30 protein-coding genes and 1 riboswitch are annotated in these 25,607 nt (G+C 63.9%); of the genes, 4 read left to right on the top strand and 26 right to left on the bottom strand.

From position 1 onward, the window contains the following. Positions 1–5 precede the first annotated feature (5 nt). Positions 6–686 carry a YjbF family lipoprotein gene (locus P0X85_RS11575; RefSeq protein WP_275813256.1) on the top strand — a complete coding sequence of 227 codons (681 nt, stop codon included), beginning with the start codon at positions 6–8 and terminating at the stop codon, positions 684–686. Between the two features lie 145 nt (positions 687–831). Here the strand turns inward: P0X85_RS11575 and P0X85_RS11570 are convergent, their stop codons facing one another. Next, positions 832–1,020: a hypothetical protein gene (locus P0X85_RS11570; RefSeq protein ID WP_275813252.1), complete on the bottom strand. Its 189-nt coding sequence runs from the start codon at positions 1,018–1,020 to the stop codon at positions 832–834. Between the two features lie 332 nt (positions 1,021–1,352). Between P0X85_RS11570 and P0X85_RS11565 the strand changes: the two genes are divergently transcribed. Continuing rightward, complete coding sequence (locus P0X85_RS11565; protein ID WP_275813249.1) at positions 1,353–2,657, top strand: UDP-glucose dehydrogenase family protein; 1,305 nt, start codon at positions 1,353–1,355, stop codon at positions 2,655–2,657. Positions 2,658–2,672: 15 nt separating this feature from the next. Here P0X85_RS11565 and P0X85_RS11560 read toward each other — a convergent pair whose 3' ends face one another. From P0X85_RS11560 to P0X85_RS11550, 3 genes are read right to left on the bottom strand one after another with little or no spacing between them, the layout of a single operon-like run. Further along, entirely contained in the window at positions 2,673–3,458 is a 786-nt protein-coding gene (locus P0X85_RS11560) for an iron chelate uptake ABC transporter family permease subunit (protein WP_275813314.1), read from the bottom strand. Then, positions 3,451–4,227, bottom strand: coding sequence for an ATP-binding cassette domain-containing protein (locus P0X85_RS11555; protein ID WP_275813246.1), 777 nt, complete (start codon positions 4,225–4,227; stop codon positions 3,451–3,453). The genes P0X85_RS11560 and P0X85_RS11555 overlap by 8 nt, the downstream gene beginning before the upstream one ends. Then, entirely contained in the window at positions 4,224–4,727 is a 504-nt protein-coding gene (locus tag P0X85_RS11550; RefSeq protein ID WP_275813243.1) for a Fur family transcriptional regulator, read from the bottom strand. The genes P0X85_RS11555 and P0X85_RS11550 overlap by 4 nt, the downstream gene beginning before the upstream one ends. An 88-nt stretch (positions 4,728–4,815) precedes the next feature. On the opposite strand from P0X85_RS11550, the gene P0X85_RS11545 reads away from it, so the two are divergent. Beyond that, the gene (locus P0X85_RS11545; protein ID WP_275813239.1) at positions 4,816–5,766 is read left to right on the top strand and encodes a zinc ABC transporter substrate-binding protein; all 951 of its coding nucleotides are present in this window, start codon (positions 4,816–4,818) and stop codon (positions 5,764–5,766) included. A gap of 31 nt (positions 5,767–5,797) precedes the next feature. Continuing rightward, entirely contained in the window at positions 5,798–6,544 is a 747-nt protein-coding gene (locus tag P0X85_RS11540; RefSeq protein ID WP_275813235.1) for a 2-dehydro-3-deoxygalactonokinase, read from the top strand. Here the strand turns inward: P0X85_RS11540 and P0X85_RS11535 are convergent. From P0X85_RS11535 to miaB, 22 genes are all read right to left on the bottom strand, one after another. Next, positions 6,541–7,086, bottom strand: coding sequence for a helix-turn-helix transcriptional regulator (locus P0X85_RS11535; RefSeq protein WP_275813232.1), 546 nt, complete (start codon positions 7,084–7,086; stop codon positions 6,541–6,543). The two genes, P0X85_RS11540 and P0X85_RS11535, sit on opposite strands and share 4 nt — an antisense overlap. Before the next feature lie 27 nt (positions 7,087–7,113). Beyond that, on the bottom strand, positions 7,114–7,602 hold the full coding sequence (locus P0X85_RS11530) for a hypothetical protein (protein WP_275813228.1): 489 nt from the start codon (positions 7,600–7,602) through the stop codon (positions 7,114–7,116). 93 nt (positions 7,603–7,695) lie between these two features. Further along, entirely contained in the window at positions 7,696–8,202 is a 507-nt protein-coding gene (locus P0X85_RS11525; protein WP_275813225.1) for a PepSY domain-containing protein, read from the bottom strand. Positions 8,203–8,400: 198 nt separating this feature from the next. Beyond that, entirely contained in the window at positions 8,401–9,633 is a 1,233-nt protein-coding gene (gene trpB, locus P0X85_RS11520) for a tryptophan synthase subunit beta (RefSeq protein WP_275813222.1), read from the bottom strand. A gap of 63 nt (positions 9,634–9,696) precedes the next feature. Beyond that, a complete protein-coding gene (locus tag P0X85_RS11515) occupies positions 9,697–10,335 on the bottom strand; it encodes a phosphoribosylanthranilate isomerase (protein ID WP_275813219.1) in 639 nt (212 codons plus the stop codon). Positions 10,336–10,339: 4 nt separating this feature from the next. Continuing rightward, on the bottom strand, positions 10,340–10,696 hold the full coding sequence (locus P0X85_RS11510) for a LapA family protein (protein WP_275813216.1): 357 nt from the start codon (positions 10,694–10,696) through the stop codon (positions 10,340–10,342). Between the two features lies 1 nt (position 10,697). After that, complete coding sequence (gene ihfB / locus P0X85_RS11505; protein ID WP_275813213.1) at positions 10,698–10,985, bottom strand: integration host factor subunit beta; 288 nt, start codon at positions 10,983–10,985, stop codon at positions 10,698–10,700. Between the two features lie 289 nt (positions 10,986–11,274). Next, on the bottom strand, positions 11,275–12,954 hold the full coding sequence (gene rpsA / locus P0X85_RS11500; protein ID WP_275813210.1) for a 30S ribosomal protein S1: 1,680 nt from the start codon (positions 12,952–12,954) through the stop codon (positions 11,275–11,277). 171 nt (positions 12,955–13,125) lie between these two features. Beyond that, complete coding sequence (locus P0X85_RS11495) at positions 13,126–13,632, bottom strand: BLUF domain-containing protein (protein ID WP_275813207.1); 507 nt, start codon at positions 13,630–13,632, stop codon at positions 13,126–13,128. Between the two features lie 93 nt (positions 13,633–13,725). Further along, the gene (locus tag P0X85_RS11490) at positions 13,726–14,319 is read right to left on the bottom strand and encodes a (d)CMP kinase (RefSeq protein WP_275813204.1); all 594 of its coding nucleotides are present in this window, start codon (positions 14,317–14,319) and stop codon (positions 13,726–13,728) included. Continuing rightward, complete coding sequence (locus P0X85_RS11485) at positions 14,316–14,702, bottom strand: GFA family protein (protein WP_275813201.1); 387 nt, start codon at positions 14,700–14,702, stop codon at positions 14,316–14,318. Before P0X85_RS11485 ends, P0X85_RS11490 begins: the two co-directional genes overlap by 4 nt. Then, on the bottom strand, positions 14,699–16,048 hold the full coding sequence (aroA, locus tag P0X85_RS11480; RefSeq protein ID WP_275813198.1) for a 3-phosphoshikimate 1-carboxyvinyltransferase: 1,350 nt from the start codon (positions 16,046–16,048) through the stop codon (positions 14,699–14,701). The genes P0X85_RS11485 and aroA overlap by 4 nt, the downstream gene beginning before the upstream one ends. Before the next feature lie 90 nt (positions 16,049–16,138). After that, positions 16,139–16,897: a tRNA (guanine(46)-N(7))-methyltransferase TrmB gene (gene trmB, locus P0X85_RS11475; RefSeq protein WP_275813195.1), complete on the bottom strand. Its 759-nt coding sequence runs from the start codon at positions 16,895–16,897 to the stop codon at positions 16,139–16,141. A gap of 33 nt (positions 16,898–16,930) precedes the next feature. Next, on the bottom strand, positions 16,931–17,377 hold the full coding sequence (locus P0X85_RS11470; protein WP_275813193.1) for a DMT family transporter: 447 nt from the start codon (positions 17,375–17,377) through the stop codon (positions 16,931–16,933). A 175-nt stretch (positions 17,378–17,552) separates the two neighbouring features. Continuing rightward, positions 17,553–18,719 (bottom strand): methionine adenosyltransferase, encoded by a 1,167-nt coding sequence (gene metK, locus P0X85_RS11465; RefSeq protein WP_275813189.1) that lies wholly within the window; start codon positions 18,717–18,719, stop codon positions 17,553–17,555. 7 nt (positions 18,720–18,726) lie between these two features. Continuing rightward, positions 18,727–18,775, bottom strand: a riboswitch (SAM-SAH riboswitch). An 11-nt stretch (positions 18,776–18,786) separates the two neighbouring features. Then, entirely contained in the window at positions 18,787–20,283 is a 1,497-nt protein-coding gene (gene lnt / locus P0X85_RS11460; protein WP_275813186.1) for an apolipoprotein N-acyltransferase, read from the bottom strand. A 59-nt stretch (positions 20,284–20,342) separates the two neighbouring features. Continuing rightward, entirely contained in the window at positions 20,343–21,242 is a 900-nt protein-coding gene (locus P0X85_RS11455; protein ID WP_275813183.1) for a hemolysin family protein, read from the bottom strand. 49 nt (positions 21,243–21,291) lie between these two features. Further along, on the bottom strand, positions 21,292–21,789 hold the full coding sequence (gene ybeY, locus P0X85_RS11450) for an rRNA maturation RNase YbeY (protein WP_275813311.1): 498 nt from the start codon (positions 21,787–21,789) through the stop codon (positions 21,292–21,294). A 177-nt stretch (positions 21,790–21,966) separates the two neighbouring features. After that, on the bottom strand, positions 21,967–22,980 hold the full coding sequence (locus tag P0X85_RS11445; RefSeq protein ID WP_275813180.1) for a PhoH family protein: 1,014 nt from the start codon (positions 22,978–22,980) through the stop codon (positions 21,967–21,969). 165 nt (positions 22,981–23,145) lie between these two features. After that, the gene (locus P0X85_RS11440) at positions 23,146–23,445 is read right to left on the bottom strand and encodes a hypothetical protein (RefSeq protein ID WP_275813177.1); all 300 of its coding nucleotides are present in this window, start codon (positions 23,443–23,445) and stop codon (positions 23,146–23,148) included. A gap of 8 nt (positions 23,446–23,453) precedes the next feature. Further along, complete coding sequence (locus P0X85_RS11435) at positions 23,454–24,023, bottom strand: OmpA family protein (RefSeq protein ID WP_275813174.1); 570 nt, start codon at positions 24,021–24,023, stop codon at positions 23,454–23,456. 222 nt (positions 24,024–24,245) lie between these two features. Further along, on the bottom strand, positions 24,246–25,571 hold the full coding sequence (gene miaB / locus P0X85_RS11430; RefSeq protein ID WP_275813170.1) for a tRNA (N6-isopentenyl adenosine(37)-C2)-methylthiotransferase MiaB: 1,326 nt from the start codon (positions 25,569–25,571) through the stop codon (positions 24,246–24,248). Positions 25,572–25,607: the final 36 nt, after the last annotated feature.

Genomic DNA, 25,607 nt, shown 5'->3' with positions numbered 1-25,607 from the left:
CCGTGATGCGCCCCCTCCCTCTTCTCCTCTGCGCGGCGCTTCTGGCAAGCGCCTGTAGCCGTGACAGCGCCGATATCGGCGGTGGCAGTCCCTCCGCAGGTGGCGTGGTCAAGGCGACCGTTTCCAAGGTGCTGCCCAGCCGCGAGGCCAAGGCACAGGCCGAAGCGGCGCAAGCCGTGACGCCCGAGCAAATCGCCGCCGCAGCACTCCAGTCGATCAAGGGCCCGGTGCTTCTCGCGACGCTGGAAGCCGCAGGGGCAACCACCGTTTTCGGCCAGCAAGGCCGCAACGGCGCGATGCGCAGCTATGCGACACCCGACAATCGCGGGCTGGTTCTGCGTGACGGGATGCTGGCGGCGACGCGCGGATTTGGCCGCGATCTGATGTCCTCCGAGACCGAGGAAAGTGCGGCGCTGATCCTCGCGCGTCAGGAAGGCACCGCGCGCCGCGTGCAGCGCTATCTCGATGGCAGCGGCACCGAGCGCCCCGTTCCGATGACCTGTGAAATCCGCCGCGGCGAGACAGTCACCCAAGGCCCGATCACCGCCACGCAGATGATCGAACTTTGCGCCCCGGTTGATGCTCAGAACAGCTATCTGGTCAATGAGGCCGGGCAGATCGTCGCCTCTCGGCAATGGATCGGCCCCAAGCTGGGCTACCTGTCGCTTCAGGTCCTGCGCGACTGATTTCCGACTCCCACGCATGAAAAAACCGCGCGACGCGCGGTGGATAGGCCTGTCGGTCGCTCGCCATCCAGCCAGCACCTCAGCCGAAAATGAGAAGGCCGGGAAGCGGTGCTTCCCGGCCCTTCATTTGGCTTACGCCAAAAGATTAGTCGCCCGAAGCCACGACTGCGATGCCGACGAGCAGCAGCAGCGGGACGAGGAGCGAAGCGTTCGACGACGATGCACCTTCGGTGACGATCGGTTCTGCTTCAACGACCGGCGCGGTGTAGCCGCCAGCAAAAGCGGTCGACGCGGTGAGGCCGAGGGCCAGGGCGAGGGTAGCGATTTTTTTCATAGTAATCTCCGTCATTACTGTAGAGAGCCGCCAACGCTCGGCAGCATCGAAGGGACAGTTGCATACACTCTGTGAATTGCAAAGGGGGAATCGCTGCGCACGAAAACAGTGCGATCAATACTGTTGCAGTTTAGCACGGCTTTAACGTTTTCAGGGCAGATTTTGACGAGAGAAACCTTCAACCGCGCAAGGCACGGCACGAAGACCTGCCCATTTTTGCGCATCGGACCAGAAAATAAAATGATTCCGGCGGCTTGCGGAACGTTGGGCGATTGACACCCGGAACGCGAGAATCAACTTTAGGATAGTGTTTCCGCAATAAAGGCTATGTCATGAAAATCGTGATGATCGGCACCGGCTATGTCGGGCTCGTTTCCGGGGTGTGCTTCTCGGATTTCGGCCATGAGGTGATCTGTGTCGACAAGGACCCGCGCAAGATCGAGATGCTCGAAGCCGGGCAGGTGCCGATCTATGAGCCGGGGCTCGATCAGCTGATGGCCAAGAACGTGGCGGCGGGGCGGTTGTCCTTTACCGGCGATCTTGCGGCGGCTGTCGATGGCGCGGAGGCGATCTTCATCGCGGTGGGGACGCCCACACGGCGCGGCGATGGGCATGCGGACCTGAGCTATGTGATGGCCGCCGCTGAAGAGATCGCGCATGCGATGACCGATTACGCGGTCGTGGTCACCAAATCGACCGTTCCGGTGGGCACCAACCGGCAGGTGAAACAGGTCATCAAGAAGGCCCGCCCCGATCTCGAATTCGATGTCGCCTCGAACCCGGAATTCCTGCGTGAAGGCGCGGCAATCGACGACTTCATGCGTCCTGACCGCGTCGTCGTGGGCGTCACCTCGGAGCGCGCGCAAGAGGTCATGGGCGAGATTTACCGCCCCCTTTTCCTGCGTGAATTCCCGATCCAGTATACCGATCTCGAAACCGCCGAGATGATCAAATACGCCGCCAACGCCTTCCTTGCGACCAAGATCACCTTCGTGAATGAAATCGCGCGGCTGTGCGAGAAAACCGGCGCCGATGTGAAACAGGTGGCGCGGGGCATGGGGCTCGACGGGCGGATCGGCAATAAGTTCCTGCATGCCGGACCGGGCTATGGCGGGTCGTGTTTCCCCAAGGATACCAAAGCCTTGGCCCGGATCGGGCAAGACTATTCCTGCCCGATGGAAATCGTCGAGACGGTGATCAAGGTCAATGAGGACATCAAGCGCCGGATGATCGACAAGATCGAGGATCTTTGTGACGGCTCTGTCAATGGCAAGACCATCGCGGTGTTCGGCGTGACCTTCAAGCCGAATACCGATGACATGCGCGATGCGCCGTCGCTGACCATCGTGCCCGCCCTTGTGGGTGCGGGGGCCAAGGTCAAGGTGGTTGATCCGCAGGGCCGCACCGAGGGCGAGCATCTGCTGCCCGGCGTGCATTGGGTGCAGGACCCTTACAAGGCCGCAGCCAAGGCCGATTGCATCGTCATCCTGACCGAATGGAACGAGTTCCGGGGCCTCGATCTGAAAAAGCTCGCCAAAAAGATGGCGAGCCCGCGCATGGCCGACCTGCGGAATATCTACCACCCGAAGGACGCCAAGAAGGCCGGGTTCGAAGCCTATACCGGCGTCGGGCGCTGAAGGTCGCGCAGGGCCTCACGCCCTGCGCCGAACCCCCAGAGAGAGCACAAAGAGACAGGCGGCGGCGGCCACGATCGACGGCCCCGCCGGTGTGTCGAACTGCATCGATGCCAGCAGCCCCGCCATCACCGATGCCGCCCCGCAACCGACCGCGCCCATGGCCATTGCCTCGGGCGTGCGGGCGAGCTGACGCGCGGTCGCGGCCGGGATGATCAGCAGCGCGGCAATCAGCAACGCTCCGACAATCTTGATCGACACCGCCACCGTCAGCGCAAGCGCCAGCGTCAGCGCCAGCCGCTCCCGACGTGGGTTCAGCCCCGAAGCCTGCGCCAGCTCCTCATTAAGCGTCGCCGTCAACAATCCCTGCCAGCGCCAAAGCATCAGCCCCAGCACCGCCAACGCCCCGCCCCAGACGATGGCCAGATCGGCGCGGCTGACCGCGAGGATATCGCCAAAAAGCCAGGCGCTCAGATCGACGCGAAGCCCCGAGAAAAAGGACGCCGCCACAAGCCCGAAGGCCAGCGCGGAATGGGCCAGCACGCCCAGCACCGTATCCATCGCGTGCCCCCGTCCCGACAGGCTCGCGACCGTCAGCGCCATGCCAAGCGCCACGGCCAGCGTGCCGATATAGACCGACAGGCCAAAACCAAAGCTCAGCGCGACCCCGAGGATCGCGGCATGCGCCGTGGCGTCGCCAAAATAGGCCATCCGGCGCCAGACCACGAATGCGCCGAGCGGCCCGGTCGCCAGGGTCAGGCCGATGCCCGCGAGGGCCGCGCGGATCAGGAAATCGTCAAGCAGGGTCATGATGGTGCTCATGGTGATCGTGGTCGCCGTGGTCATGCGCGCAAGCGCCCGCCTCGTGATCGTGGTCATGTTCGTGGCGATAAAGCGCAAAGGCCCCGCCGGTGCCATGGCCGAAGAGCGCGCGATACTCGGGCGCAGCCGATACGACCTTTGGTGTGCCCTCGCAGCAGACATGGCCATTCAGACAGATCACCCGATCAGAGGCGGACATGACCACATGCAGGTCATGGCTTACCAGAAGCACCGCGCAATCGGTCTGTGCGCGCACCTCTTCGATCAGGTGGTAGAAGGCCGCCGTGGCGGGCTGGTCGAGGCCCTGCGTCGGCTCATCGAGGATCAGGATCTGCGGCTCCGCCAGAAGCGCCCGAGCCAGCAGAACCCGCTGAAACTGCCCGCCCGAAAGACGCGCAAGCTGGCGCATCTCCAGCCCCTCGACGCCCGTCCGCGCAAGCGCCGCCCGCGCCGCGCGGTCGGACACACGTTTGGGGAGCGAGAGGAAACGGCGCACGGTCATCGGCAGGCTCGCATCAATATGCAGCTTTTGCGGCACATATCCGATCCGCAGGCCGGAGGCCCGGTCTACCCGCCCCTCTGCCGCCGGTTCCAAGCCGATCAGCGCCCGGATCAGGGTCGATTTGCCCGACCCGTTCGGCCCGACCACGGTCACGATTTCGCCCGGATGGATCGTGAAATCGACATGGGCAAGCACCGTTGTCTCGCCATGCCGGATGCTGAGGCCCCGCGCCGCGATCAGGGGGGTCATGCCTCGGTCTCCGCGCAGGCCGGGCAAAGCCCGAGCGCCTCGATATTGCTGCGTTCGACGGTAAAGCCGACTTCGGCGGCGGCGGCATCAAGCGCCGCGCGGGTCGCCCCGCCCGCAGCTTCGGCCACCGCGTTACAGGCCCGACAGATCAGAAAGACCGGCGCATGATCCTGCCCCGGATGCATACAGGCGGCAAACGCATTCAGCCGTCGAACGCGATGTGCAAGACCTTGATCTACAAGAAATTCGAGCGCGCGATAGGCGACCGGCGGCTGGCTGCCAAAGCCCTCCTCGGCCAGCCGTTCGAGCACCTCATACGCCCCCATGGCCCGATGCGCTTCGAGCAGGATTTCAAGCGTGCGGCGCCGCACCGGCGTCAGCCGCGCCCCACGATCCGCTGCGACCGCCTCGGCCTTGGCCAGAAGCGCATCCGCGCAATGCGCATGGTCGTGATGGGCGAAAGCAAGCGGCGGATCGAGCGGAGTTTCAGCAGCGGGCATGTTATTTTATCACATTTCTCTTGACCTGTTACGATATAACATAAATAACAAGCACCCGATCCACAAGCCGAAGATGACAGAGGTTTTCATGCGTCCCACCCTGCTTTCGCTCCCCCTTCTTGCCCTGCCCGGTCTCGCCGCTGCCGCGCCGCCCGCGGTGGTGACCGATATTCCCGCCGTGCAATCGCTTGTCGCCCAGGTCATGGGCGATCTCGGGACGCCCACTGTGCTGCTTGAGAAGGGGGCCAATGCGCATAATTACCAGCTTCGGCCGTCGCAGGCCCGCGCGCTCTCCAAGGCGGATCTGCTGATCTGGATCGGGCCGGAAATGACGCCATGGCTTGCCCGGAATGCCTCGGATGGCGACCGGCACGCGCTGTCGCTCCTGCACGCGCCGGGCACCTTGATCCGCGAATTCGGCCATGAGAGCGAAGCCGAAGCCCATGACGCAGAGGACCATGCCGAGCACGACACCCATGCGCATGACACGCATGACGCGGCGGAGCATGATCACGACGGGCTGGACCCGCATGCCTGGCTCGACCCTGCGAATGCCCGGATCTGGCTTGGCCTGATCGCCGAAGAACTTGCCCATCTCGATGCGCCCAACGCGGCCATCTATCGCGCGAATGCCCAAGCGGCGCAGGACCGCACCGATCAGCTTTTGGCAGATCTGACCGCGATGCTGGAGCCGGTGGCCGATAAGCCCTTCGTGGTGTTCCACGACGCCTATGGCTATTTCGCGGGACGTTTCGAGCTGCATGTGGCGGGGGCGGTCGCGCTTGGCGATGCGGCGGCTCCGGGGGCGCAGCATCTGGGCGAATTGCGCGAAACGCTGGCGCAGGCGGGTGTGGTCTGCGCCTTCCCCGAGGCGCAACACGACCCCAAGCTGCTCGCACAGCTCGTCGAGGGCAGCGCGGTGCGCCTTGGGGCGACGCTTGACCCTGCGGGCAGCGCGCAAGACCCCGGTCCCGGCTTGTATGATGCCCTGATCCGGGGCATGGGCGCGGCGATTGCGGACTGCCTCGGGCAGGATTGAACGCGCGGCCCGGACATGGTTTCTAGGGCGCATGAGCACGATCAGCTTCATCAGCATTGACGACGAAGGCGGGCGCTGGACGGCGCGCGCCTTCGATCATCGCGGGACCGTGGTCGAGACCGCGCAGGCCCCGCTTGACGCGGCCCCGCCGTTACAGGCGACCGGGGTCACCCGGCTTTGGGCCACGACGGGCCCCGACGCCCCTGCCCCGCGCGCCCTGCCCGCAAAGCCGCTCTCGGTAACGCAGGGCCATATCTCCGCCCTGACCCAAGCCAATCCGCCCGAGCGCATCCACCCGGTCGAAGCCGCGCGGATCGCCGGCCTGCTGGCCGTGCAACCCAATTTCGACGGGGTGATCTGGCTGGCCGGACCGACCAGCCTTTGGGCGCATGTATCCGCAGAAGAGATCGTGAGCGTCACCCGTGCCGCGAGTTACGCGACGCTTAGCGGGCTGGGGATCGTGCCGACGGATGGCGCCGCCTTCTCGGAAAGCTGCGCAACCTGCCTGTCGCGGCCCGAACGGATGCTGCGCATGCTGGCAAATGCCGCGCAGGGGTTCGAAGGCGCGGATGCGGCAAGCGGTGCCATACTGGGCGCAGAACTGGCAGCGGCCCGGCCTTGGTGGCTCGGCCAAAGAGTGATCGTACTCGATCACCCGCGTGCACCCGGTTGGGCAACCCTTTGCGCCGCCGCGCTCGAAGCGCAGGGCGTGCCGCTGACGCTGGGTTCGGGGGAGGCTGCGCTGCACGCAGGGCTGGCACGCGCCAGCGCGCTCTAGCCCTCGCGCGCCATCGGCACGACAGCGCCCGTCAGCGGCGCGCCTGGCGCGGCGGTCTCGGGCATCTCCTCAAGCAGGTCTTCGATGAACAGGCTGAGCAACTGGCTCCGGCCATTCACCCCCGCCTTGCGATAGATGGCGGCGGTCTGCGCCTTGACCGTCCCTTCCGAGGTGTTGCGCAGCCCGGCGATCTCGGCGGTGCTCATCCCTTTGATTGCGAACAGCGCCACGTCACGCTCCGCCGGGGTCAGGCCCCATTGGGTGAAATGCTCCTCCAGAACCTCGGCAAAGGCTGTCGAAGCGCGACGCAGCTTTTCGCGCGCAAGGCGGCTCTCGCCAATCGCGCGCCAGAGCATCCAGCCCCCCAATACGAGCCCGAGGATCAACCCGATCGCCGCCCCGATCTCCAGTATCTCCCGGCTTTGCCAGCTCAGCGGGGCGACGTAGAGCCCCAGTATCGACAGCAGGATGTCCGACACGAAGAACAGCGCGCAGACAAGCTGGATCAGCAGCACAAGGACCAGAGGCAGCACCCGCTTCATCGCAGGCCCTCGATCGCCTGAACCGGATCAATCGTCATCATCGTCGTCATCCGACCCTCCGCCAGAGCCGGAATTGTCGTCGTCATCGTCGTCGTCATTGCTGTTGCCCGAGCCGGAATTATCCCGGTCGTCGTCCCGATCATCGTCGCGGTCGTCCCGATCATCGTCGTCCCGATCCTCGTTGTCACGGTCGTCATCACCGTCATCCGAGAAACTGGTGCCACGGTCATCACGTAACTCAGGCGCGCGTCCGCCGCCGCCGCCCTCCCGCACGAGATCGCGCAGGATTTCCCCGGTGCGCGGGTCGAGAACGATCTCACGGCTGGATTGCCCGCGCCGGCCCGTCACCCGCATCCGGCCCAGAAGCGTGCGGCTCACCCGCACATTCCGATAGCCAAAGGACTCGAGTTGCCGGATCACCGCGTCCACCGGAGCTTCGGCCATTGCGGCCCCCGCGCCAAGCATCAGCCCCGCGCCCGCACCGCTCAGTCGCAATAGGAATACGCGCCTGTCCATCATCCCGCCTCAGGTTCCCTAACCGCAGATAACCGCGCCCCCATTATGCGGGGGCGCGGGGCAGCCCCGCAAGTCTGCAAGGCGCCTGCTCGATCAATCGTCATCCGAATCGTCGTCATCCGAGCCGGAATCGTCGTCATCGTCGCTGTCGTCATCGCTGTCGTCACGATCCCCGCCATGGTCGTCATTGGCATCGTGATCGGGGCCATCGTCCGAACCCGAGCGATCATCGTCATCATCGTCATCGTCGCGCCCGCTGCGACGGTCATCGTCGCTGTCGTCGTCATCGCGATCATCGTCATCAATGAAATCGTCATTGCGATCCCGGACGGTGACGCCGCGGCCCATATCTTCACCGGCGCGGACGCGATGCTGTTCCTGCTTCATGATCTGGCCCGTGGCGCGGTCATAGACGACCTCGACCTGCGTAGTCCCGTTGATCGCTTCGACTTTGACCTGGGTCGGGCCGCGCTTGATCTCGATCCGGTCGAAGCCTTTGCTGGTCAGATCGTCGATGATCGACTGGGTGGACACTTCGGCGAATGCGGCAGTGCCGATCAAGGCGGCGGCCGCTGCGAGGATAGTCAGTTTGCGTTTCATGTCTGGTCTCCCTTTGGTTGGCGGCCCCGCTGGCCGCGCTGTGAGACCAGTTGGACGCGCCGCACCCGACGCCGCTATCCGCCAAACGGGGTAGAGGCCGGATTTAACCCACTGGAGGACGCGGATAAACTCAGGGTTATGACATGAAAAAGGCCCGCGCTTTTGACGCAGGCCCCTGTAATTGTTTGTATTTTCGGATCAGACTGACATATCGAAGCCAAGATGCTTCGCCACGGTGAAGATATCCTTGTCGCCTCGCCCACACATGTTCATCACGATGATATGGTCCTTGGGGAGCGTCGGCGCGAGCTTGATCACATGCGCGAGCGCGTGGCTCGGCTCCAGTGCGGGGATGATTCCCTCCAGCTTGCACAAGAGCTGGAACGCCTCGAGCGCTTCCTTGTCGGTCGCGTTGACATAGGTCGCGCGGCCGGTGTCATGGAGCCAGCTATGCTCCGGCCCGATGCCCGGATAATCGAGACCCGCCGAGATCGAGTGCCCCTCGAGGATTTGCCCGTCCTCGTCCTGAAGCAGATAGGTGCGGTTGCCATGGAGCACGCCCGGACGGCCGCCGGTCAGCGAAGCGCAATGCTCCATCTTCTCGTCAACGCCCTTGCCGCCCGCCTCGACGCCGACGATATTCACGCTCGGCTCATCGAGGAATTCGTAGAACAGGCCCATCGCGTTCGAGCCGCCCCCGATCGCGGCGATCACCGTGTCGGGCAGTCGCCCCTCGCCCTCTTGCTCTGCCAGTTGCCAGCGAACTTCCTTGCCAATGATCGACTGGAAGTCGCGCACCATCGCCGGATAGGGCGCGGGCCCTGCCACGGTGCCGATGCAATAGAACGTGTCGCGCACATTCGTCACCCAGTCGCGCAGCGCGTCGTTCATCGCATCCTTGAGGGTGCCGCGCCCAGAGGTCACCGGAACCACCTCGGCGCCCAAGAGCCGCATGCGGAACACGTTCGGTGCCTGCCGCTCGACATCGGTCGCGCCCATATAGACCACACATTTCAGCCCGAAGCGCGCGCAGACCGTCGCCGTCGCAACGCCGTGCTGACCCGCGCCGGTTTCCGCGATGATCCGGGTCTTGCCCATACGCATCGCCAGAAGGATCTGCCCCAGCACATTGTTGATCTTATGCGCGCCGGTATGGTTCAGCTCGTCGCGCTTGAGATAGACCTTGGCCCCGCCCAGATGCTCGGTCAGGCGCGGCGCATAGTAGAGCGGCGAAGGCCGCCCGACATAGTGCTTCCACAGATCGTCCATCTGCGCCCAGAAGGTCGCGTCGGTCTTGGCATGTTCGTACTGCGCCTCGAGTTCGAGGATCAGCGGCATCAGCGTTTCCGACACGAAGCGACCGCCATGAATGCCGAAACGGCCATTCTCGTCGGGCGCGGTCATGTAGCTGTTGGGGCGATCTTCGGGCATGGGACTTCCTCGCGCTTGGGTTCTAGCGGGATTACTGCGAATGGGCCGCGGGGTAAAGCGGGCTCAGCCCTGCGCCGCGGCGATAAAGGCACGGATCAAGGCCGGGTCCTTGACGCCGGGGGCGCTTTCGACGCCAGAGGAGACATCGACCTGACGCGCGCCAGTGCGGGCGATGGCTTCGGCAACGTTGTCGGGCGTCAAGCCGCCCGCGAGCATCCAAGGCTTCTCGAAGACCTGCCCTGCGACCAGCCGCCAGTCAAAGGCCAGCCCATTCCCGCCGGGCAGCGCCGCGCCCTTGGGAGCCTTGGCGTCGAGCAGGATCTGATCGGCCACGGCCTCGTAGTCGGGCAGCACCGCAAGATCGGACGCCTCGGCCACGCCCAGAGCCTTCATCACCGGCAGACCGAAACGCGCGCGGATCTCTGCCACACGTGCGGGCGTCTCGCGGCCGTGCAGTTGGAGCATATCGAGCGGCACGCGATCCAGAATCGCCCCGAGCTCTTCGTCGCTCGCATTCACGACCAGCGCGACCTTGGCCACACCCGGCGGCACTTCGAGGGCCAGATTACGTGCTTCGGTAATGCTCACATGGCGCGGGGATTTCTCGAAGAACACAAGCCCGATATAGGCCGCGCCCGCCTCTGCGGCCACGGCCACATGGGCCGGTTCTCGCAGCCCGCAGATCTTGACACGGGTGGTCATCGGATCAGCGCGAGGGCGCGTCGAGGAGCGCCAGAACCTCGTCCTTGGGACCTTGGGTCCGGGTCTTGAGCCGGTCGACCTCTTTCTCGAGATACTGCGCCTTGCGCGTCGCCTTCACTGCGGTCGAGCGGATCTTGTATTCGCGCAGCCATTCCCAGACAAAGCCGATCAGCAGCCCGACCAGAATGCTCGCAAAAATCACAAGAAACAGCGGCACCGGCAGCGACCAGTTCGAACCGACATAGGGCGCGATCTCATCGGGCAGGAGTTGCAACGTCACCACCGAGCGGTTGGCCAGCGCCACCGCGATCAGGATCAGGGCAATCGCGCCCAGAAACAGCAGGCGAAGCAGTTTGAACATCTCAGCCCTCGTCACCGTTCAGCCGGTCGCGCAGCAGTTTGCCGGTCTTGAAGAAGGGCACGTGCTTTTCATCGACCTGAACGGCGGTGCCGGTGCGCGGATTGCGCCCGGTGCGCGCGTCGCGCTTCTTCACCGAGAACGCCCCGAAGCCCCGCAGTTCGACCCGGTCGCCCCGCGAGAGCGCCGAAACGATCTCTTCGAAAATGGTGTTCACGATCTTCTCGACATCCCGCTGAAACAGGTGCGGGTTTTCTTCCGAAATCTTGGCGATCAATTCGGATCGGATCATCTGGTTTCCCCCCAAGGGCCCCCGGGCGGCAGAACCCGGATCTTTTTCTGTTTTGCTGACTATACGGAAAAGTTTTCGCCGCACAAACAGCAAAGGCTTGAAATACTATCCAATTCGCGGGTGCCGAATGGATAGATCGGCGCATTGGCGCCGGTTGCCGTCGGGAAAGGCCGCATCGAAGGGCCGCTTGAAGCGGCGCAACGGGGCCGCTGCACCACGATCTGCGAATCGCATGGAAAAGCCCCGCCCCCTTGCGAGGGGCGGGGCTGCAACCGACCTGTGGGGCCGATTAGTTGTCGCCTTTGAGCGCTGCGCCGAGGATATCACCCAGCGATGCACCCGAGTCCGACGAGCCGTATTGTTCCACGGCTTCTTTCTCTTCTGCGATCTCGCGGGCCTTGATCGACACGCCCAGACGGCGGGTTTTCGAGTCCACGTTGGTCACGCGCACGTCGACCTTGTCACCGACCTGGAAGCGCTCGGGGCGCTGGTCGGCACGGTCACGGGCGAGGTCCGAACGGCGGATGAAGGACTTCATGCCGTTGTAGTCGACTTCGACGCCACCCTCTTCGATCGCCGTCACTTCGACGGTGATGACCGAACCGCGCTTCACGCCGTCAACCGCATCCGAGAACGTGTCGGCATCGAGCGCCTTGATCGAGAGCGAGATACGCTCTTTCTCGACGTCCACTTCGGTGACAGCGGCCTTGACCATGTCGCCTTTGCGGTAGTTCTGGATCGCGTCTTCGCCGCGCTGTTCCCAGCTCAGATCCGACAGGTGAACCATGCCGTCAATGTCGTTCTCGAGGCCGATGAACAGACCGAATTCGGTGATGTTCTTGACTTCGCCTTCGATGACGGTGCCAACCGGGTGGGTCTCAGCAAAGACTTCCCACGGGTTGCGCATGGTTTGCTTGAGGCCGAGCGACACGCGACGCTTGGCGGTGTCGATCTCGAGCACCATGACGTCGACTTCCTGCGAGGTCGAAACGATCTTGCCGGGGTGCACGTTTTTCTTGGTCCAGGACATTTCGGACACGTGGACCAGACCTTCGACACCGGCTTCGAGTTCGACGAATGCGCCGTAGTCGGTGATGTTGGTGACGCGGCCTTTGTGGACCGAACCCAGCGGGAACTTGTCTTCGACCGAATCCCACGGATCGTTCTGGAGCTGCTTCATACCCAGCGAGATGCGGTGGGTGTCTTTGTTGATCTTGACGACTTGAACCTTGACGGTTTCGCCGATCGTCAGGATTTCCGACGGGTGGTTCACACGGCGCCATGCCATGTCGGTGACGTGCAGCAGGCCGTCCACGCCGCCCAGGTCAACGAACGCACCGTATTCGGTGATGTTCTTGACCACGCCGTCGACCACTTGGCCTTCGGTGAGGTTGGCGATGACTTCGGCGCGCTGTTCGGCACGGCTCTCTTCGAGGATCGCGCGACGCGACACAACGATGTTGCCACGGCGACGGTCCATTTTCAGGATCTGGAACGGCTGTTTCAGACCCATGAGCGGGCCAGCGTCGCGCACGGGGCGCACGTCGACTTGCGAGCCGGGCAGGAAGGCCACAGCACCGCCCAGATCGACCGTGAAGCCGCCTTTGACGCGGCCGAAGATGGCGCCGTCGACGCGCTCTTCTTTCGCATAGGCTTGCTCCAGACGATCCCAAGCCTCTTCGCGGCGAGCTTTCTCGCGCGAGATGACGGCTTCGCCGCGGGCGTTTTCAACGCGGTCGAGGAACACTTCCACTTCGTCGCCAACGGCGATCGAGGGGGCCTCGCCCGGGTTTGCGAATTCTTTGAGTTCGACGCGGCCTTCCATCTTGTAGCCGACATCGATGATGGCCTGGCCCGCCTCGATGGCGATGACCTTGCCTTTGACGACCGAACCCTCTTGGGGGGTGTCGATCTCGAGGCTCTCGTTCAAGAGGGCTTCGAATTCTTCCATGGTTGCTTTAGCGCACATGCGTCTCAGTTTCCTTTACATGAGTTTTCTGGCCATGCGGTTGGCTCCGCCGGTCTCTTATCCAAATGCCAAACGGGGAATGGACTCGCCATTCCCTGCCGGACCGCGCCCGTATAGGCGCGATCGACCAATGTCACAAGGGGTTTCGTGGTTTTTCTCGCGCCGCTCTGCTCAGCCGATTTCAGCCAGACGTTCGAGATAGGACTCCGTGGTCTCGCCGCTTCGCCGCGCATAGGGAAAGCCCGATCCGAACAGCCGCGCGGTCTCGGCGGCGCTGGCGATGCGGGCGTAGATCTCCTCGGCCTGTGCGCGCGAGAGCGACGGGCGTTCGTCACCCTCCTCCAGATCGACCCCCAGCTCCATCGCCAGAAAGTGATCATACCCCATGGACCACTCCGCGAACGGGGTCTGCGGATCAGCCTCGGTATCGAGCAGGATCTCCATCTCCGCATGGCGCGGATCGGATTTGATCTTCGCGATCAATACCTCGAGCGCGGCCTCCGGTCCGTGAAGCGCCTGAAAGAACTGACCATTCGCGCGCCACAGATAGCCGGTGATACCCACCCGCGCATTGTTACGGATCGCGCTGCGCAGGATAGCGATATCAGAGCGGTGAAAATCCGCCTCTGCCGGAATCGAGCGATACAGAATGCGGCGGTAACCTGTCGAACGGGACATGCGGGGCCTCGAAACATCTAGAGAGCAGAGTCATACCGCCGTGCGCGGGTCCGGCAAAGAGCCTTTTCCCGTTGAGTGGCCTTTCGTCTCCGATCACCCGCGGTGGCGCAAGACCTCGGCACAGGCGCGATCAGCCGCCTCGTCGATGCTCAGATCCGAGGTGTCGATGATCACCGCATCCTCGGCGGGTCGCAGCGGCGCATCGGCGCGGTTCATATCGCGCTCGTCGCGCTCACGCACCTCGGCCAGAACCTGCGCCTCATCGCCACCCACCTCGAGCCAGCGGCGATGCGCCCGAACTTCGGCGCTCGCAGTCACGAACAGCTTCACATCGGCTTCGGGGCAAATCACCGTGCCGATATCGCGCCCGTCGAGCACGGCGCCGCCCTCGGCGCGCGCGAACCGGCGCTGAAATTCCAGAAGCGCCCTGCGCACCTCGGGGATCGCCGCTACTTTCGAGGCCGCCTGCCCTGCCTCGAGCGAGCGCAGATCGTCCCGCGCGAGGTCAGACTCGGACAAAGATTGCGCCGCCTCGATAGCCTCCGCACCCTCGGCCACCTTCGCACCCACGGCACGGTATAGCAGCCCGGTATCGAGATGCGCGAAGCCGAACCGCGCTGCGATCAGCCGCGAGATCGTCCCCTTGCCAGCAGCGGCCGGCCCGTCGATGGCCACGGTAAATTTCATGGCGTCCCCCCGTGGCGCGTGCCCGGATATTGCGGGCGACCGTCGCAAATCTCATAGTAATCGCCTTTGTCGGCAACGAAGATATGATCCTCGATCTCAAGCCCCGTCGGCGCATCCAGCGTGCCCGCCGTAACCCAGCTCGCTACGTGATCGGTCCAGATCAGGTATGAGCCGCAATTGGGGCAAAAGCCGCGCCGCGCCTCTGGCGAAGCGTGATACCAGCGAATGTCCCCCGTGACCTCAAGCGGTCCGTCGACCTTGATCGAGGCCGCGTAATGCCCGGACTGGCGGCGGCACTGGCTGCAATGGCACGCGAGAACGCCTCTGGCAAAACCCTCGGCGCGGTAGCTGACCGCGCCACAGAGGCAGTGCCCGGTGATCATGCCACACCCCGCTCGATGGTGGCGCCGAGCCCCGCCATCAGATCCTCAAAGACCGGGAAGGAGGTCGCGATGGGCGAGCCATCATCGACCGAAATCGGTTGTTGCGAGGCCAGCCCCAGAACAAGGAAGGACATTGCGATCCGGTGGTCGATATGGGTCGCGCAGGTCGCCCCACCCGGCACATTGCCCGGCCCCATGCCATGCACGATCAGCGTGTCCTCATCCTCTTCGATGCGCACGCCACAGGCCTCGAGCCCGCGCGCCATGGCGTCGATCCGGTCACTTTCCTTGACGCGCAACTCATGCACGCCGGGCATGATCGTGGTGCCGGTCGCGCAGGCCGCGACCACCGAAAGCACCGGATATTCGTCAATCTGTGCCGCCGCACGCTCGGCGGGCACGGTGATCCCGTGGAGCTCCGAATAACGGACGCGCAGGTCTGCGACGGGCTCGCCGCCCTCTTCGCGCTCATTGAGGAATTCGATATCCGCGCCCATTTCCTTGAGCGTCAGGAACAACCCGTTTCGGGTCGGGTTCTGGCTCACCCCCGGCACGAGGATATCCGAACCCGGCACCAGAAGCGCCGCACAGACCGGGAAGGCCGCCGAACTGGGATCGCGCGGGACGGCAACCGTTTGCGCCTTGAGCTCCGGCTGACCCTGAAGCGTGATCTTGTGGCCTTCGGCAGTATCCTCAACCGTAATCTCGGCGCCAAAGCCGCGCAGCATGCGCTCGGTGTGATCGCGCGTCGGCGTCTTCTCGATCACAACGGTCTGCCCCGGCGCGTTCAGCCCCGCCAGCAGAACCGCCGATTTTACCTGCGCCGAGGCCATCGGCGTGGTGTAGCTGACTGGAACCGGCTCCGCCGCGCCAACGATGGTCATCGGCAGCCGCCCGCCCGCGCGCCCATAGGACTGCGCCCCGAACAGCGCGATCGGGTCGGTCACCCGCCCCATCGGCCGCTTGCGCAGGCTCGCATCGCCCGTGAAAGTCGCGGTGATCGGGCTTGTCGCCATGCAACCCATGATGAGCCGCACCCCGGTGCCCGAGTTGCCGCAATCAATGACGTGATCGGGTTCTGCGAAACCGCCGACGCCCACGCCCTCGACCCACCACGCGCCCGGCCCGTGCTGGGTCACGGTCGCGCCAAAGGCCCGCATCGCCTTGGCCGTATCGAGCACGTCCTGCCCTTCAAGAAGCCCGGTGATCTCGGTCCGGCCAACGGACAGCGCCCCAAGGATCAGCGCGCGGTGGCTGATCGACTTGTCGCCCGGCACCTCGGCCACGCCACGGAGCGCCCCTCCCTTGCGGGACGTCATCGGAATCGGATCGCCATGGCCGGACATGCACTCACTCCCTTTTGGTCGACCCCTGTTAGCGCATGAAAAAAGGGGCGGCAATTCCCGCCCCTTGGCCCCGACGAAAAAACCGATCCCTCAGGGGCGGCGATAGGTCAGGTAATGCGGCTTGCGGCCCTCGCGCAGCGCCTTTTGCTCATAGCGCGTCGAGATCCAGTCGGACCAAGGCGTGTCCCAGTCGCCCGAGACCTCCGCCGGGTTCTCGGGATCGAAGGCGGCGGGCACTTCGAACTCGGCCACGAAGCCAGCTTGCGGGACTTCCTCGATGCTTTGACGCACGTAATCGGGGATGTCGGTGGCGATGCGGAACTCGGCGCCGGGCTTGAGCTTGCGGAAGAGGGGTTCCAGATGCTCTTGCGTGACAAACCGGCGACGGTGGTGGCGCTTTTTCGGCCAGGGATCGGGGTAAAGCAGAAACGCCTTCTCTAGTGACCCATCCGGCAGCACATCCAGCAGGTCGCGCGCATCGCCCGGATGCACGGACACGTTCTGAACGGCCAGCCGCCGGATCTTGCCCAGCAGCATCGCGACACCGTTTATGAAAGGCTCGCAGCCGATGATCTCGACCTCCGGGTAGGTCTCGGCCATATGCACCAGATGTTCGCCGCCTCCGAAGCCGACCTCGAGCCAGACCGGCTTGCCGTGGAACCGCGCGGCCATGTCCAGAGGCTCGCGGGTCGGGTTCGCCTCCCAGCTCACCGCACCGGGAGACAGCGCGGCGAGATCCTCGTCGAGATAGTCTTTTTGCGCCTGATTGAGCGTTTTCCCATGGCGGCGGCCATAGAAATTGCGCCAGCCGCGCTCGGGATGATCGGGGGTTTTGGGCGTGTCACTCATGGCCCGCGCCTCTAGCGCCGCCCCGCCCGCCGGTCAAGCCTTGAGGATCAACACAAGCCCCATCGCCATCGACCCGAGCCCCGCCGCCCGCATGAGCGTGATCGGACGCTCGATCGCGCCGAACAACCCGAACTGGTCGATCATGGCGGCGGAAATCATCTGGCCCATCAGCACGAAGAAGACCGCGTTGCCCACCCCGAATTTCGGCGCGACCCAAGTGACCGAGAGCACGTAGAAGCACACCAGAAGCCCCGCAAGGAACAGATGCTTGGGCTGCGCGGGAACATGGCGGAAGGCAAGTGGCCCCTGGGTCGCGAACATCACGATCACCGCCCCCGTCAGCGCCACGCAAAACAGCACCACCGCCGCCACGACCGGGGACCCGATCCGCCCGCCAAGCTGCGCATTGAGCGCCGCGAGAACCGGAATGCCGATCCCTGCCGCCAACATGATCGCGGCATAGCGCACCGTCTCACCCATCGTTCCCTCCCTCATCAGTCGGCACACCCTGCCCGCGCCGCCCCCCGCAAACAAGCCTTTTCATCAAGCCCGAATTACTCCGGACGAAGGCGGAACCCGGGAGAAGCGCCCCCCGGGTTCCGCCCAAACAAAAAGGCGGGCCGAAGCCCGCCTTTTCATCTCATTGCCAAACCCCTCAAAGCGCCTTTTTCAGCGCTTCGGTGAGGTCAGTCTTCTCCCAGGAGAAACCGCCATCCGCCTCGGGCGCGCGACCGAAATGGCCGTAGGCGGCAGTGCGCGCGTAGATCGGGCGGCGCAGGTCCAGATGCTCGCGGATGCCGCGCGGCGTCAGGTCCATGCACTGGCCAACGATGCGCTCGATCTCTTCGTCCGGAACCTCGCCCGTGCCGTAGGTGTCAGCGTAGATCGAGAGCGGTTTCGCCACGCCGATCGCGTAGGAAACCTGAATGAGGCATTTCTTCGCCAGACCCGCCGCGACGACGTTCTTGGCCAGGTAGCGCGCGGCATAGGCAGCCGAGCGGTCCACCTTGGTCGGGTCCTTACCCGAGAACGCGCCGCCACCATGAGGTGCGGCCCCACCATAAGTGTCGACGATGATCTTGCGGCCCGTCAGACCCGCATCGCCATCCGGCCCGCCGATCACGAAAGTGCCGGTGGGGTTCACCCACCACTCGGTCTCCTCGGTGATCCAGCCCTCGGGCAGGGTCTCGCGGATATAGGGCTCGACGATCTGCCGAATGTCGTCCGAGGTCTGGCTCTCATACATATGCTGGGTCGAGAGCACGATCGAGCTCACGCCGACGGGTTTACCGCCTTCGTAGCGCACCGAAAGCTGTGACTTGGCATCGGGGCCAAGCGTCGGCTCGGCGCCCGATTTGCGGGCCTCGGCCAGACGACGCAGGATCGCGTGGGCATATTGGATCGGCGCCGGCATCAGCTCGGGCGTCTCATCGGTCGCATAGCCGAACATGATGCCCTGATCGCCCGCCCCGTCCTTGTCGACGCCTTGGCTGATATGGGCCGATTGCGGGTGCAGGTAGTTGGCGAATTGCAGCGTCGCCCAGTGGAACTTGTCCTGCTCGTATCCGATATCCTTGACGCAATCGCGCACGATCGTGTCGATCCGGCCCATGAACTCGGCGAGGCGCGCCTGATCGGACAGGCCGACCTCACCCCCCACAACGACCTGATTGGTGGTGGCAAAGGTCTCACAGGCGACGCGGGCATTGGGTTCCTCAGCGAGGAAGGCATCCAGAACGGCGTCGGAAATCCGGTCGCAGACCTTGTCGGGGTGCCCTTCCGAAACGGATTCGGAAGTGAAGATGTAATTCTGTCGGGTCATTGGGAGGTGCTCCATTGGTTGATCCCCGTCACGCCAGGAAGCCGTTGTGACGGTTCGATGAGCTTGCCTACAGGGAGGTTGATTTTCGGTCAACGCGATTTCGCGCGGTGAACGCAAGGAAAGCCCAAAGCGCGACAATAAAGCCCAGCGCGGGCCAATCCCCCCAGCGGGCATAGGGCGGCTGATCGAGCCCCGGCGGCAGGCGCGCGTCAATCGTGCCGATCTCGCCAAGGCCCAGCATCTTGACCACCTGCCCGCGCGCGTCGATCAGGGCCGAGATGCCGGTATTGGCCGCGCGCATCATGGGCAGCCCCTGCTCGATCGCCCGCATCCGTGCCTGCGCGAGGTGCTGCCACGGGCCGGAGGTATTGCCGAACCACGCGTCATTGGTCACCTGCAACAGCCAGTCGGGCCGCGCGCCAAGGCCACGCAAATCCTGCGGGAAAATCGCCTCGTAGCAGATCAGCGGTGCAACCTTCCCCAAGGCCCCGAGATCGAGCAACCGCGCGCCCGGACCGGCGCTATACCCATTGCCCTGCTGTGCGGCAAAGGCGGCGATCCCGAACCGCGCCATCACGTCGCCAAAGGGGATATACTCGCCGAAGGGCACCAGATGCGCCTTGTCATAGAGGCCCGCGACCGTTGCATCGGGCGCGATCACCGCAAGCGAGTTGTAGTACCGCGCGCCTTCCGAACGCTGAATGCCCAACGCGACAGGTCGTCCATTTGCGGCCTCCGCGATCATCTCCAGCCCCTCGCCCGCCCGATCAAGCAGGAAAGGCACGGCCGTCTCGGGCCAAACGATCAGATCGGGGCGCGGCTCACCCTCGGCGGGCGGTGCAGCGGTCAGGTCGAGATGGCGATAGAAATATTCCAGCCGATGCTCGGGCAACCATTTGAGATGCTGCTCGGCATTCGGCTGCACGATGCGGATCACCGGCGCATCGAAACGTTCAGGCATCGGTTCGGAAAGCCGCTCTGCCCCCCACATCCAAAGCCCCGCGAGGACGGCCACTCCAGCCGCGCCCGCGCCCAATCGGGCACCCCGCGTCGAGACGGCAATCGGACCGCCCGCGAGCAAGACCGTCAGCGCCCCAAGCCCCAAAGGCCCGATCCAGCCCGCGGCCTGCGCCACCGGCGTATCAATCCAGACATGTCCCAAAAGCGCCCATGGAAACCCGGTGAAAACATAGGATCGCAGCGCATCCATCCCCGCCAAGCCAAGCGCCGCACCCAGCCCTCGCGCCGCGCGCCCCTGTCCGGCCAAGGCACCGATACCTGCTCCCAGCGCCCAGAACGCCCCCATGCCCGCCGCCATGAGAACCAGCGCGAAAGGTGCCATCCAGCCGTAAATCTCCGGCTCGACGAAGAAGGGCTCCACGATCCAGTAGAGCGTGCTGAGCGCATAGCCAAACCCCGCCGCGAAACCGAGCCACGCGACTTGGCCCGGACGCAAGGATGCGGCCATCATGCGAAGAAGTCCCGCGAGACCGATCAGCGCCACTGGCCACCAGCCCAACGGCGCCTGCCCCAAGCCCACCGCCGAACCCGCACCCAAAGCCATGCCCAAAGACGCCCAGCACGGGCGCAGCGGGGGCCGAAAAAGGCGCGCAAGCTGCATGATCACTCGGCCGGCGCCACGCCCGGAAGTCGCACCCGAAGCCGCTTGATCCGGCGCGGATCGGCGTCGATCACCTCATACTCGACCCCGTTCTCGGCAACGATCACCTCGCCGCGCGCGGGCACGCGACCGATCTGCATGAAGACCAGCCCGCCAAGCGAGTCGACCTCGTCATCCTCTTCGGGGCGCGCGAGCTTGAGGCCGATCTCGGTCTCGAACTCGCTCAGCGGCGCGCGGGCCTGCACAAGATACTGGCCCGGTTTTTCCTCTTTCCAGTAAAGCCCCTCGGCCTCGTCGTGCTCGTCCTCGATCTCGCCGATGACCTGCTCGATCAGGTCCTCAAGCGTGACCAACCCGTCCACGCCGCCATATTCGTCAATGACAAGGGCCATGTGGATGCGCTGAACCTGCATCTTCTGAAGCAGAACGCCGATCGGCATCGACGGCGGAACGTAAAGCAACGGACGCAGGATCTTGCGCACGGAGAACCGGCCAGAGCCGGATTTTCCAAAACCATGCTCCAGCGCGAGATCCTTGAGGTGCACAAGCCCGAGCGGCGTGTCGAGCGTGTCCTTGAAGACCGGCAGGCGCGAATAGCCATGCTCACGGAACACATCGACAAGGGCATCACGGGTGATGTCCGAGGAAACGGCCACGATCTCCACTTTGGGGATCGCGACATCACCCACCCGCATCCGGCGCAGATTGCCCAGACCGGGCAGCGGGCCGACCTTGGCCACCTCGATCAGCGGAGCCGACGCGGGTTCGGCCTCGCCCGAGCCGAAGGCATCAAAAATGCGTCCCAAGAACCCGCGCGAGGCGGGCTCGGACGAACTCTCGCCCGCGTCGGTCTCCGACGAGGGCGCGTTGGCGGAGGATGCTCCGTCAGCGACTTGTCCCATGAATCCTTTCCAAATTTATTGCGTCAGGCCGCCAGATTGACCGCCAGTCTTACTCATATGGGTTAACAATCCCCATCCGATCAAGGATACGCCGCTCAGTTTCTTCCATAAGTGCGGCATCTTGGTCGTCGATGTGATCGTATCCCAATAAATGCAGGATCGCATGGACCAAAAGATGAGTCACATGGTCCTGCGCCGTTTTTTGCTGCTCCTCGGCCTCGCGCAGGCATGTTTCATAGGCAATAGCCACATCGCCAAGCGCGATCATGCCGAACATATCGGGCACCGGCGCCGCGGGAACCTGCCCCGGCAGGTCGACGCCTCGCTCCTCGGCGGGCCAGCTTAGCACGTTGGTCGGCGCCGGCTTGCCCCGAAACTCGGCGTTCAGCTCGGCGATCCGCGCATCGTCGCATCCCAACACCGACAATTCGCACTGATCCGGCGCAAGGGCACGATCCGCCGCCACGCCCATTGCCGCGCGCGCCGCCAGAGTCGCAAGGTCGAGCGTCGCCCAGCGCGGGTCCTCAAGGTCGATGTCGATCTGCATATCCATATGCCCGCGTTACTGCGCCCACCGAAAAAAGGAAAGGGGGCGCTGCCCCCTCGGCCTGCGGCCTCACCCCCGGGATATTTGGAGCAATTGGAAGTTAAACGCATGGCTCCAATCGCGGGAAATATCCCGGGGTGAATTCGCCGTCAGGCGAAGAGGGGCAGCGCCCCTCTCTCAGATGTTTTCCTCGCCCTTCTCATAGGCGTCGATGATCTTGGCCACGAGCGGGTGGCGCACGACATCCTTGGCGGTGAAGTAGTTGAACGAAATCCCCGACACATCGCCCAGAATACGTTCGGCATCCGCGAGCCCCGAGGGCATCCCGCGCGGCAGGTCGACCTGGCTGCGGTCGCCGGTGATGACCATGCGCGAGCCCTGCCCCAGACGCGTCAGAAACATCTTCATCTGCATCGTTGTCGCGTTCTGCGCCTCGTCGAGAACGACGAAGGCGTTCGACAGGGTGCGGCCGCGCATGAAGGCCAGCGGCGCGATCTCGATCCGCTTCTCCTCCATCAGCTTGGCCAGCTGCTTGGCAGGCAGGAAGTCGTTCAGCGCATCATAAAGCGGCTGCATGTAGGGATCGACCTTGTCCTTCATGTCTCCGGGCAGGAAGCCCAGTCGCTCGCCCGCCTCGACCGCCGGGCGCGAAAGGATGATCTTGTCCACGTGACCGCCGATGAGCATGGTCACGCCGACCGCCACCGCGAGATAGGTCTTCCCGGTCCCGGCGGGGCCGATCCCGAAGGCCATCTCATGCTCGAAGAGATGCTTGACGTATTGCTTTTGCGCCTCGGTGCGGGGCTCAACCTGTTTCTTACGGGTGCGGATCTCGTATTTTCCGGCGGCGAACATTTCGAGTTGTTCGTCCACGCTGACACCCGCACCGCCCAGATCGGCCATGCGGATCGAGGCGTCGATTTCCTCAGCGTCGATCGGCTTGCCCTGTTCGAGGCGCTGATAGAGGTGGTGGAGGATGCCCGCGGCTTGCATCTTCGCTTCGGGGGCCCCAACGATGGCAAGCTGGTTGCCGCGTCGCAGGATATGCACGCCGAGTTTGTGCTCAATCTGGGACAGGTTGCGGTCGAATTCACCGCACAGGTCGATCAGAAGCCGGTTGTCGGGGAACTCAAGAAGCGTCTCATGCGTGTCCTGAGTGTTCGGCGGGGGTGTGATCGCGCTAAAGCCCAAATACGTCTCCCTGGCAGAGGTTGGTAAAGATATGGTGCCTTCACCCCCCTTTTCACGCAAGCCCTTGTTTTGATCTTCGCCCATCACGCCCCAGATTTCATGTTTCTGCAATGAAACAGGCCGCGCGGAACCCGCACGGCCTGTTTTTTGTGCAGTTGCACGATCTCACAGCGGGTCGCGGACTGCCGAACCCGATTTGTAGGGGCCAACCGCCGTCGAGGCCGGACCTGCGCCCGAGCAGATCGGACGACCATAGTCGTCGACTCGGGCGGTCAGGTAGCCCTCAACACCATCGTCAATGATCCAGTGATCGCATCCTTCGGGGTCGATCCAGACGCCCGCCTGAAGTTGGCTCAGGTGCTTGCGGTCGGTGCCGCGGTCAAAGGTCTTGTCGATCGACACGCCATCACAGGCCGCCAGTCCAAGAGCCGCACCGAGCAGGGCGAGTTTGGAAATCGTTTTCATGGCCTGCCTCACTTCACACAAATGATTTCAACGCGGCGGTTCTGCGCCATGCCGGCGGCAGTGCCGTTGGTGGCACGCGGCTGACGCTCGCCATACCAGTTGACCGAGAGCACATTTGCCCCGATCGACGAGGCCACCGACGCAACCGCTTCGGCACGGCGCTTGGACAGGCGCATGTTGTATTCGTCCGAGGCGCGACTGTCGGTGTGCCCGGTGATGATGAAGGCGCGGGCCTGCGCGTTACGGAAGAAGCTTTCGAGATACTTGCGGCCCGAAGCCGAAATCGCCGATTTGTCGGTGGCGAAAAGCTGATCGGTCGGCACGACACCGCACACGTTCCGGTGGCAAACCGGGCGACCGTCGCGGGTCTTGCGGGCATCCATATACCCTTCGGCACCGTCGTCCATCACCCAATGCTCACAGCCATCGGGATCGATCCAGATGGTCGGAATATAGCGTTCGTCACGGCTCACCTGTTGCCCGCTCTGCGCCATGGCAGGCGCCGCAAGGCTGGATACGGCCACAGCGGCCACAGCCGTCAGCGCCGCGATCGGCTTGAGAAATCGGGTAATCGTCATATCCACAGCATTCGCCTCCTCGGAATGAGACAATGCGGGTCGCCAAGGTGACGATCCGCACATTTCCAGCCGGAATTTATCAAAATCCAGCAATTTAGAAAGCCACTTCCGCAACATATCGTAGCCGAACACAGGACAAATGAACAAAAAACGCGGCATCACAGTCGAAGTGGAAACATCAGGTCATGTTTTTGCCGCACCTTTCGCCTAGCGCAGCGCGACTCACCCGGCAGTCAACTCACCAGCCAGAGAGTTGGGCGCACTGGCCGTGATGCGGACCCGGCGCAGGCTACCCGGTCCGATCCCCTCGCCCGCGACATGCACGGCTTGCAGGTAATCGGACTTGCCGACCCATTGTCCGGGAAGGCGGCCCGGTTTTTCAAAAAGCACCGAGACCTCACGCCCGACCATCGCCAGTTGCGCCGCCCGTTGTTGCTCGGTGACAAGCGCCTGAAGCGCCTGCAACCGCTGATCGGCAATCGCGGCCTCAACCGGAGGGCGATCGGCCGCCGGGGTGCCGGGCCGCGCGGAATATTTGAAGGAGAAGGCCGCGCCGTAGCGCACCTCGCGGATGAGCGCGAGCGTGTCCTCGAAATCCTGATCGGTCTCGCCCGGAAAGCCGACGATGAAATCGCCCGAAAGCATCATGTCGGGGCGCGCGGCCCGGATCTTCTCGATCAGGCGGATATAGGCTTCGGCGCTGTGCTTGCGGTTCATCGCCTTGAGGATGCGATCCGAGCCGGACTGCACCGGCAGGTGCAGATAGGGCATCAGCTTGGGCTCTTCGCCATGGGCCGCGATCAGGTCATCATCCATGTCGTTGGGATGGGAGGTGGTGTAGCGGATGCGCTCCAGCCCTTCGATCCGGGCCAGTTCGCGCACCAGACGCCCCAAGCCCCAGTCCCCGTCCGGGCCTTCACCGTGATAGCCATTCACGTTCTGACCAAGCAGGGTGATTTCGCGCACACCCTTGTCCACGAGCTTTTGCGCTTCGCTCAGAACCTTCGAGACGGGGCGCGAAATCTCGGAACCGCGGGTGTAGGGCACAACGCAGAAGGCGCAGAACTTGTCGCAACCTTCCTGCACCGTCAGAAACGCCGTGGGACGCGCCGAAACCGGGCGCTGCGGCAGGTGGTCGAACTTGTCCTCGGCGGGGAATTCGGTGTCGACCGGCTTCTCGCCTGCATCGACCGCCTTCACCATCGCGGGCAGGCGGTGGTAATTCTGCGAGCCGACCACCAGATCGACCAATGGCATACGGCGTTGGATCTCTTCGCCCTCGGCCTGCGCGACGCAACCGGCGACACCGATCTTGAGATCGGGCTTTGCCTCTTTGAAGGGGCGCAACCGCCCGAGATCGGAATAGACCTTTTCGGCGGCCTTTTCCCGGATATGGCAGGTGTTGAGCAGCACCATATCGGCCTCGGCAACATCATCCGTCAGCACATAGCCCTCGCCGCCCATGGCCTCGGCCATACGCTCGCTGTCATAGACATTCATCTGACAGCCATAGGTCTTGATATGCAGCTTCTTCGGCGCGTCAGCCATCGCGGGCCTCCCAACTCGGTTGCAGGGCGCGTGATA

Source organism: Pseudothioclava nitratireducens, from assembly GCF_029210495.1.
In the GTDB taxonomy this organism is placed as follows: domain Bacteria; phylum Pseudomonadota; class Alphaproteobacteria; order Rhodobacterales; family Rhodobacteraceae; genus Pseudothioclava; species Pseudothioclava nitratireducens.
Note: the sequence above shows the minus strand (reverse complement) of the source record. Positions and strands in the feature narration are given on the sequence as shown.

Coding starts and splice junctions, on each gene's coding strand:
- metK (WP_275813189.1), bottom strand. CDS start 18,719: ATGACCCGACAGAATTACATCTTCACTTCCGAATCCGTTTCGGAAGGG.
- trmB (WP_275813195.1), bottom strand. CDS start 16,897: ATGAGTGACACGCCCAAAACCCCCGATCATCCCGAGCGCGGCTGGCGC.
- P0X85_RS11545 (WP_275813239.1), top strand. CDS start 4,816: ATGCGTCCCACCCTGCTTTCGCTCCCCCTTCTTGCCCTGCCCGGTCTC.
- P0X85_RS11510 (WP_275813216.1), bottom strand. CDS start 10,696: ATGTTCAAACTGCTTCGCCTGCTGTTTCTGGGCGCGATTGCCCTGATC.
- ihfB (WP_275813213.1), bottom strand. CDS start 10,985: ATGATCCGATCCGAATTGATCGCCAAGATTTCGGAAGAAAACCCGCAC.
- P0X85_RS11495 (WP_275813207.1), bottom strand. CDS start 13,632: ATGTCCCGTTCGACAGGTTACCGCCGCATTCTGTATCGCTCGATTCCG.
- P0X85_RS11490 (WP_275813204.1), bottom strand. CDS start 14,319: ATGAAATTTACCGTGGCCATCGACGGGCCGGCCGCTGCTGGCAAGGGG.
- ybeY (WP_275813311.1), bottom strand. CDS start 21,789: ATGCAGATCGACATCGACCTTGAGGACCCGCGCTGGGCGACGCTCGAC.
- P0X85_RS11515 (WP_275813219.1), bottom strand. CDS start 10,335: ATGACCACCCGTGTCAAGATCTGCGGGCTGCGAGAACCGGCCCATGTG.
- P0X85_RS11540 (WP_275813235.1), top strand. CDS start 5,798: ATGAGCACGATCAGCTTCATCAGCATTGACGACGAAGGCGGGCGCTGG.
- P0X85_RS11440 (WP_275813177.1), bottom strand. CDS start 23,445: ATGAAAACGATTTCCAAACTCGCCCTGCTCGGTGCGGCTCTTGGACTG.
- P0X85_RS11530 (WP_275813228.1), bottom strand. CDS start 7,602: ATGGACAGGCGCGTATTCCTATTGCGACTGAGCGGTGCGGGCGCGGGG.
- P0X85_RS11570 (WP_275813252.1), bottom strand. CDS start 1,020: ATGAAAAAAATCGCTACCCTCGCCCTGGCCCTCGGCCTCACCGCGTCG.
- miaB (WP_275813170.1), bottom strand. CDS start 25,571: ATGGCTGACGCGCCGAAGAAGCTGCATATCAAGACCTATGGCTGTCAG.
- P0X85_RS11565 (WP_275813249.1), top strand. CDS start 1,353: ATGAAAATCGTGATGATCGGCACCGGCTATGTCGGGCTCGTTTCCGGG.
- P0X85_RS11575 (WP_275813256.1), top strand. CDS start 6: ATGCGCCCCCTCCCTCTTCTCCTCTGCGCGGCGCTTCTGGCAAGCGCC.
- aroA (WP_275813198.1), bottom strand. CDS start 16,048: ATGTCCGGCCATGGCGATCCGATTCCGATGACGTCCCGCAAGGGAGGG.
- lnt (WP_275813186.1), bottom strand. CDS start 20,283: ATGGCTTTGGGTGCGGGTTCGGCGGTGGGCTTGGGGCAGGCGCCGTTG.
- P0X85_RS11555 (WP_275813246.1), bottom strand. CDS start 4,227: ATGACCCCCCTGATCGCGGCGCGGGGCCTCAGCATCCGGCATGGCGAG.
- P0X85_RS11485 (WP_275813201.1), bottom strand. CDS start 14,702: ATGATCACCGGGCACTGCCTCTGTGGCGCGGTCAGCTACCGCGCCGAG.
- P0X85_RS11470 (WP_275813193.1), bottom strand. CDS start 17,377: ATGGGTGAGACGGTGCGCTATGCCGCGATCATGTTGGCGGCAGGGATC.
- P0X85_RS11435 (WP_275813174.1), bottom strand. CDS start 24,023: ATGACGATTACCCGATTTCTCAAGCCGATCGCGGCGCTGACGGCTGTG.
- P0X85_RS11535 (WP_275813232.1), bottom strand. CDS start 7,086: ATGAAGCGGGTGCTGCCTCTGGTCCTTGTGCTGCTGATCCAGCTTGTC.
- rpsA (WP_275813210.1), bottom strand. CDS start 12,954: ATGTGCGCTAAAGCAACCATGGAAGAATTCGAAGCCCTCTTGAACGAG.
- P0X85_RS11550 (WP_275813243.1), bottom strand. CDS start 4,727: ATGCCCGCTGCTGAAACTCCGCTCGATCCGCCGCTTGCTTTCGCCCAT.
- P0X85_RS11455 (WP_275813183.1), bottom strand. CDS start 21,242: ATGGGACAAGTCGCTGACGGAGCATCCTCCGCCAACGCGCCCTCGTCG.
- trpB (WP_275813222.1), bottom strand. CDS start 9,633: ATGCCCGAAGATCGCCCCAACAGCTACATGACCGCGCCCGACGAGAAT.
- P0X85_RS11525 (WP_275813225.1), bottom strand. CDS start 8,202: ATGAAACGCAAACTGACTATCCTCGCAGCGGCCGCCGCCTTGATCGGC.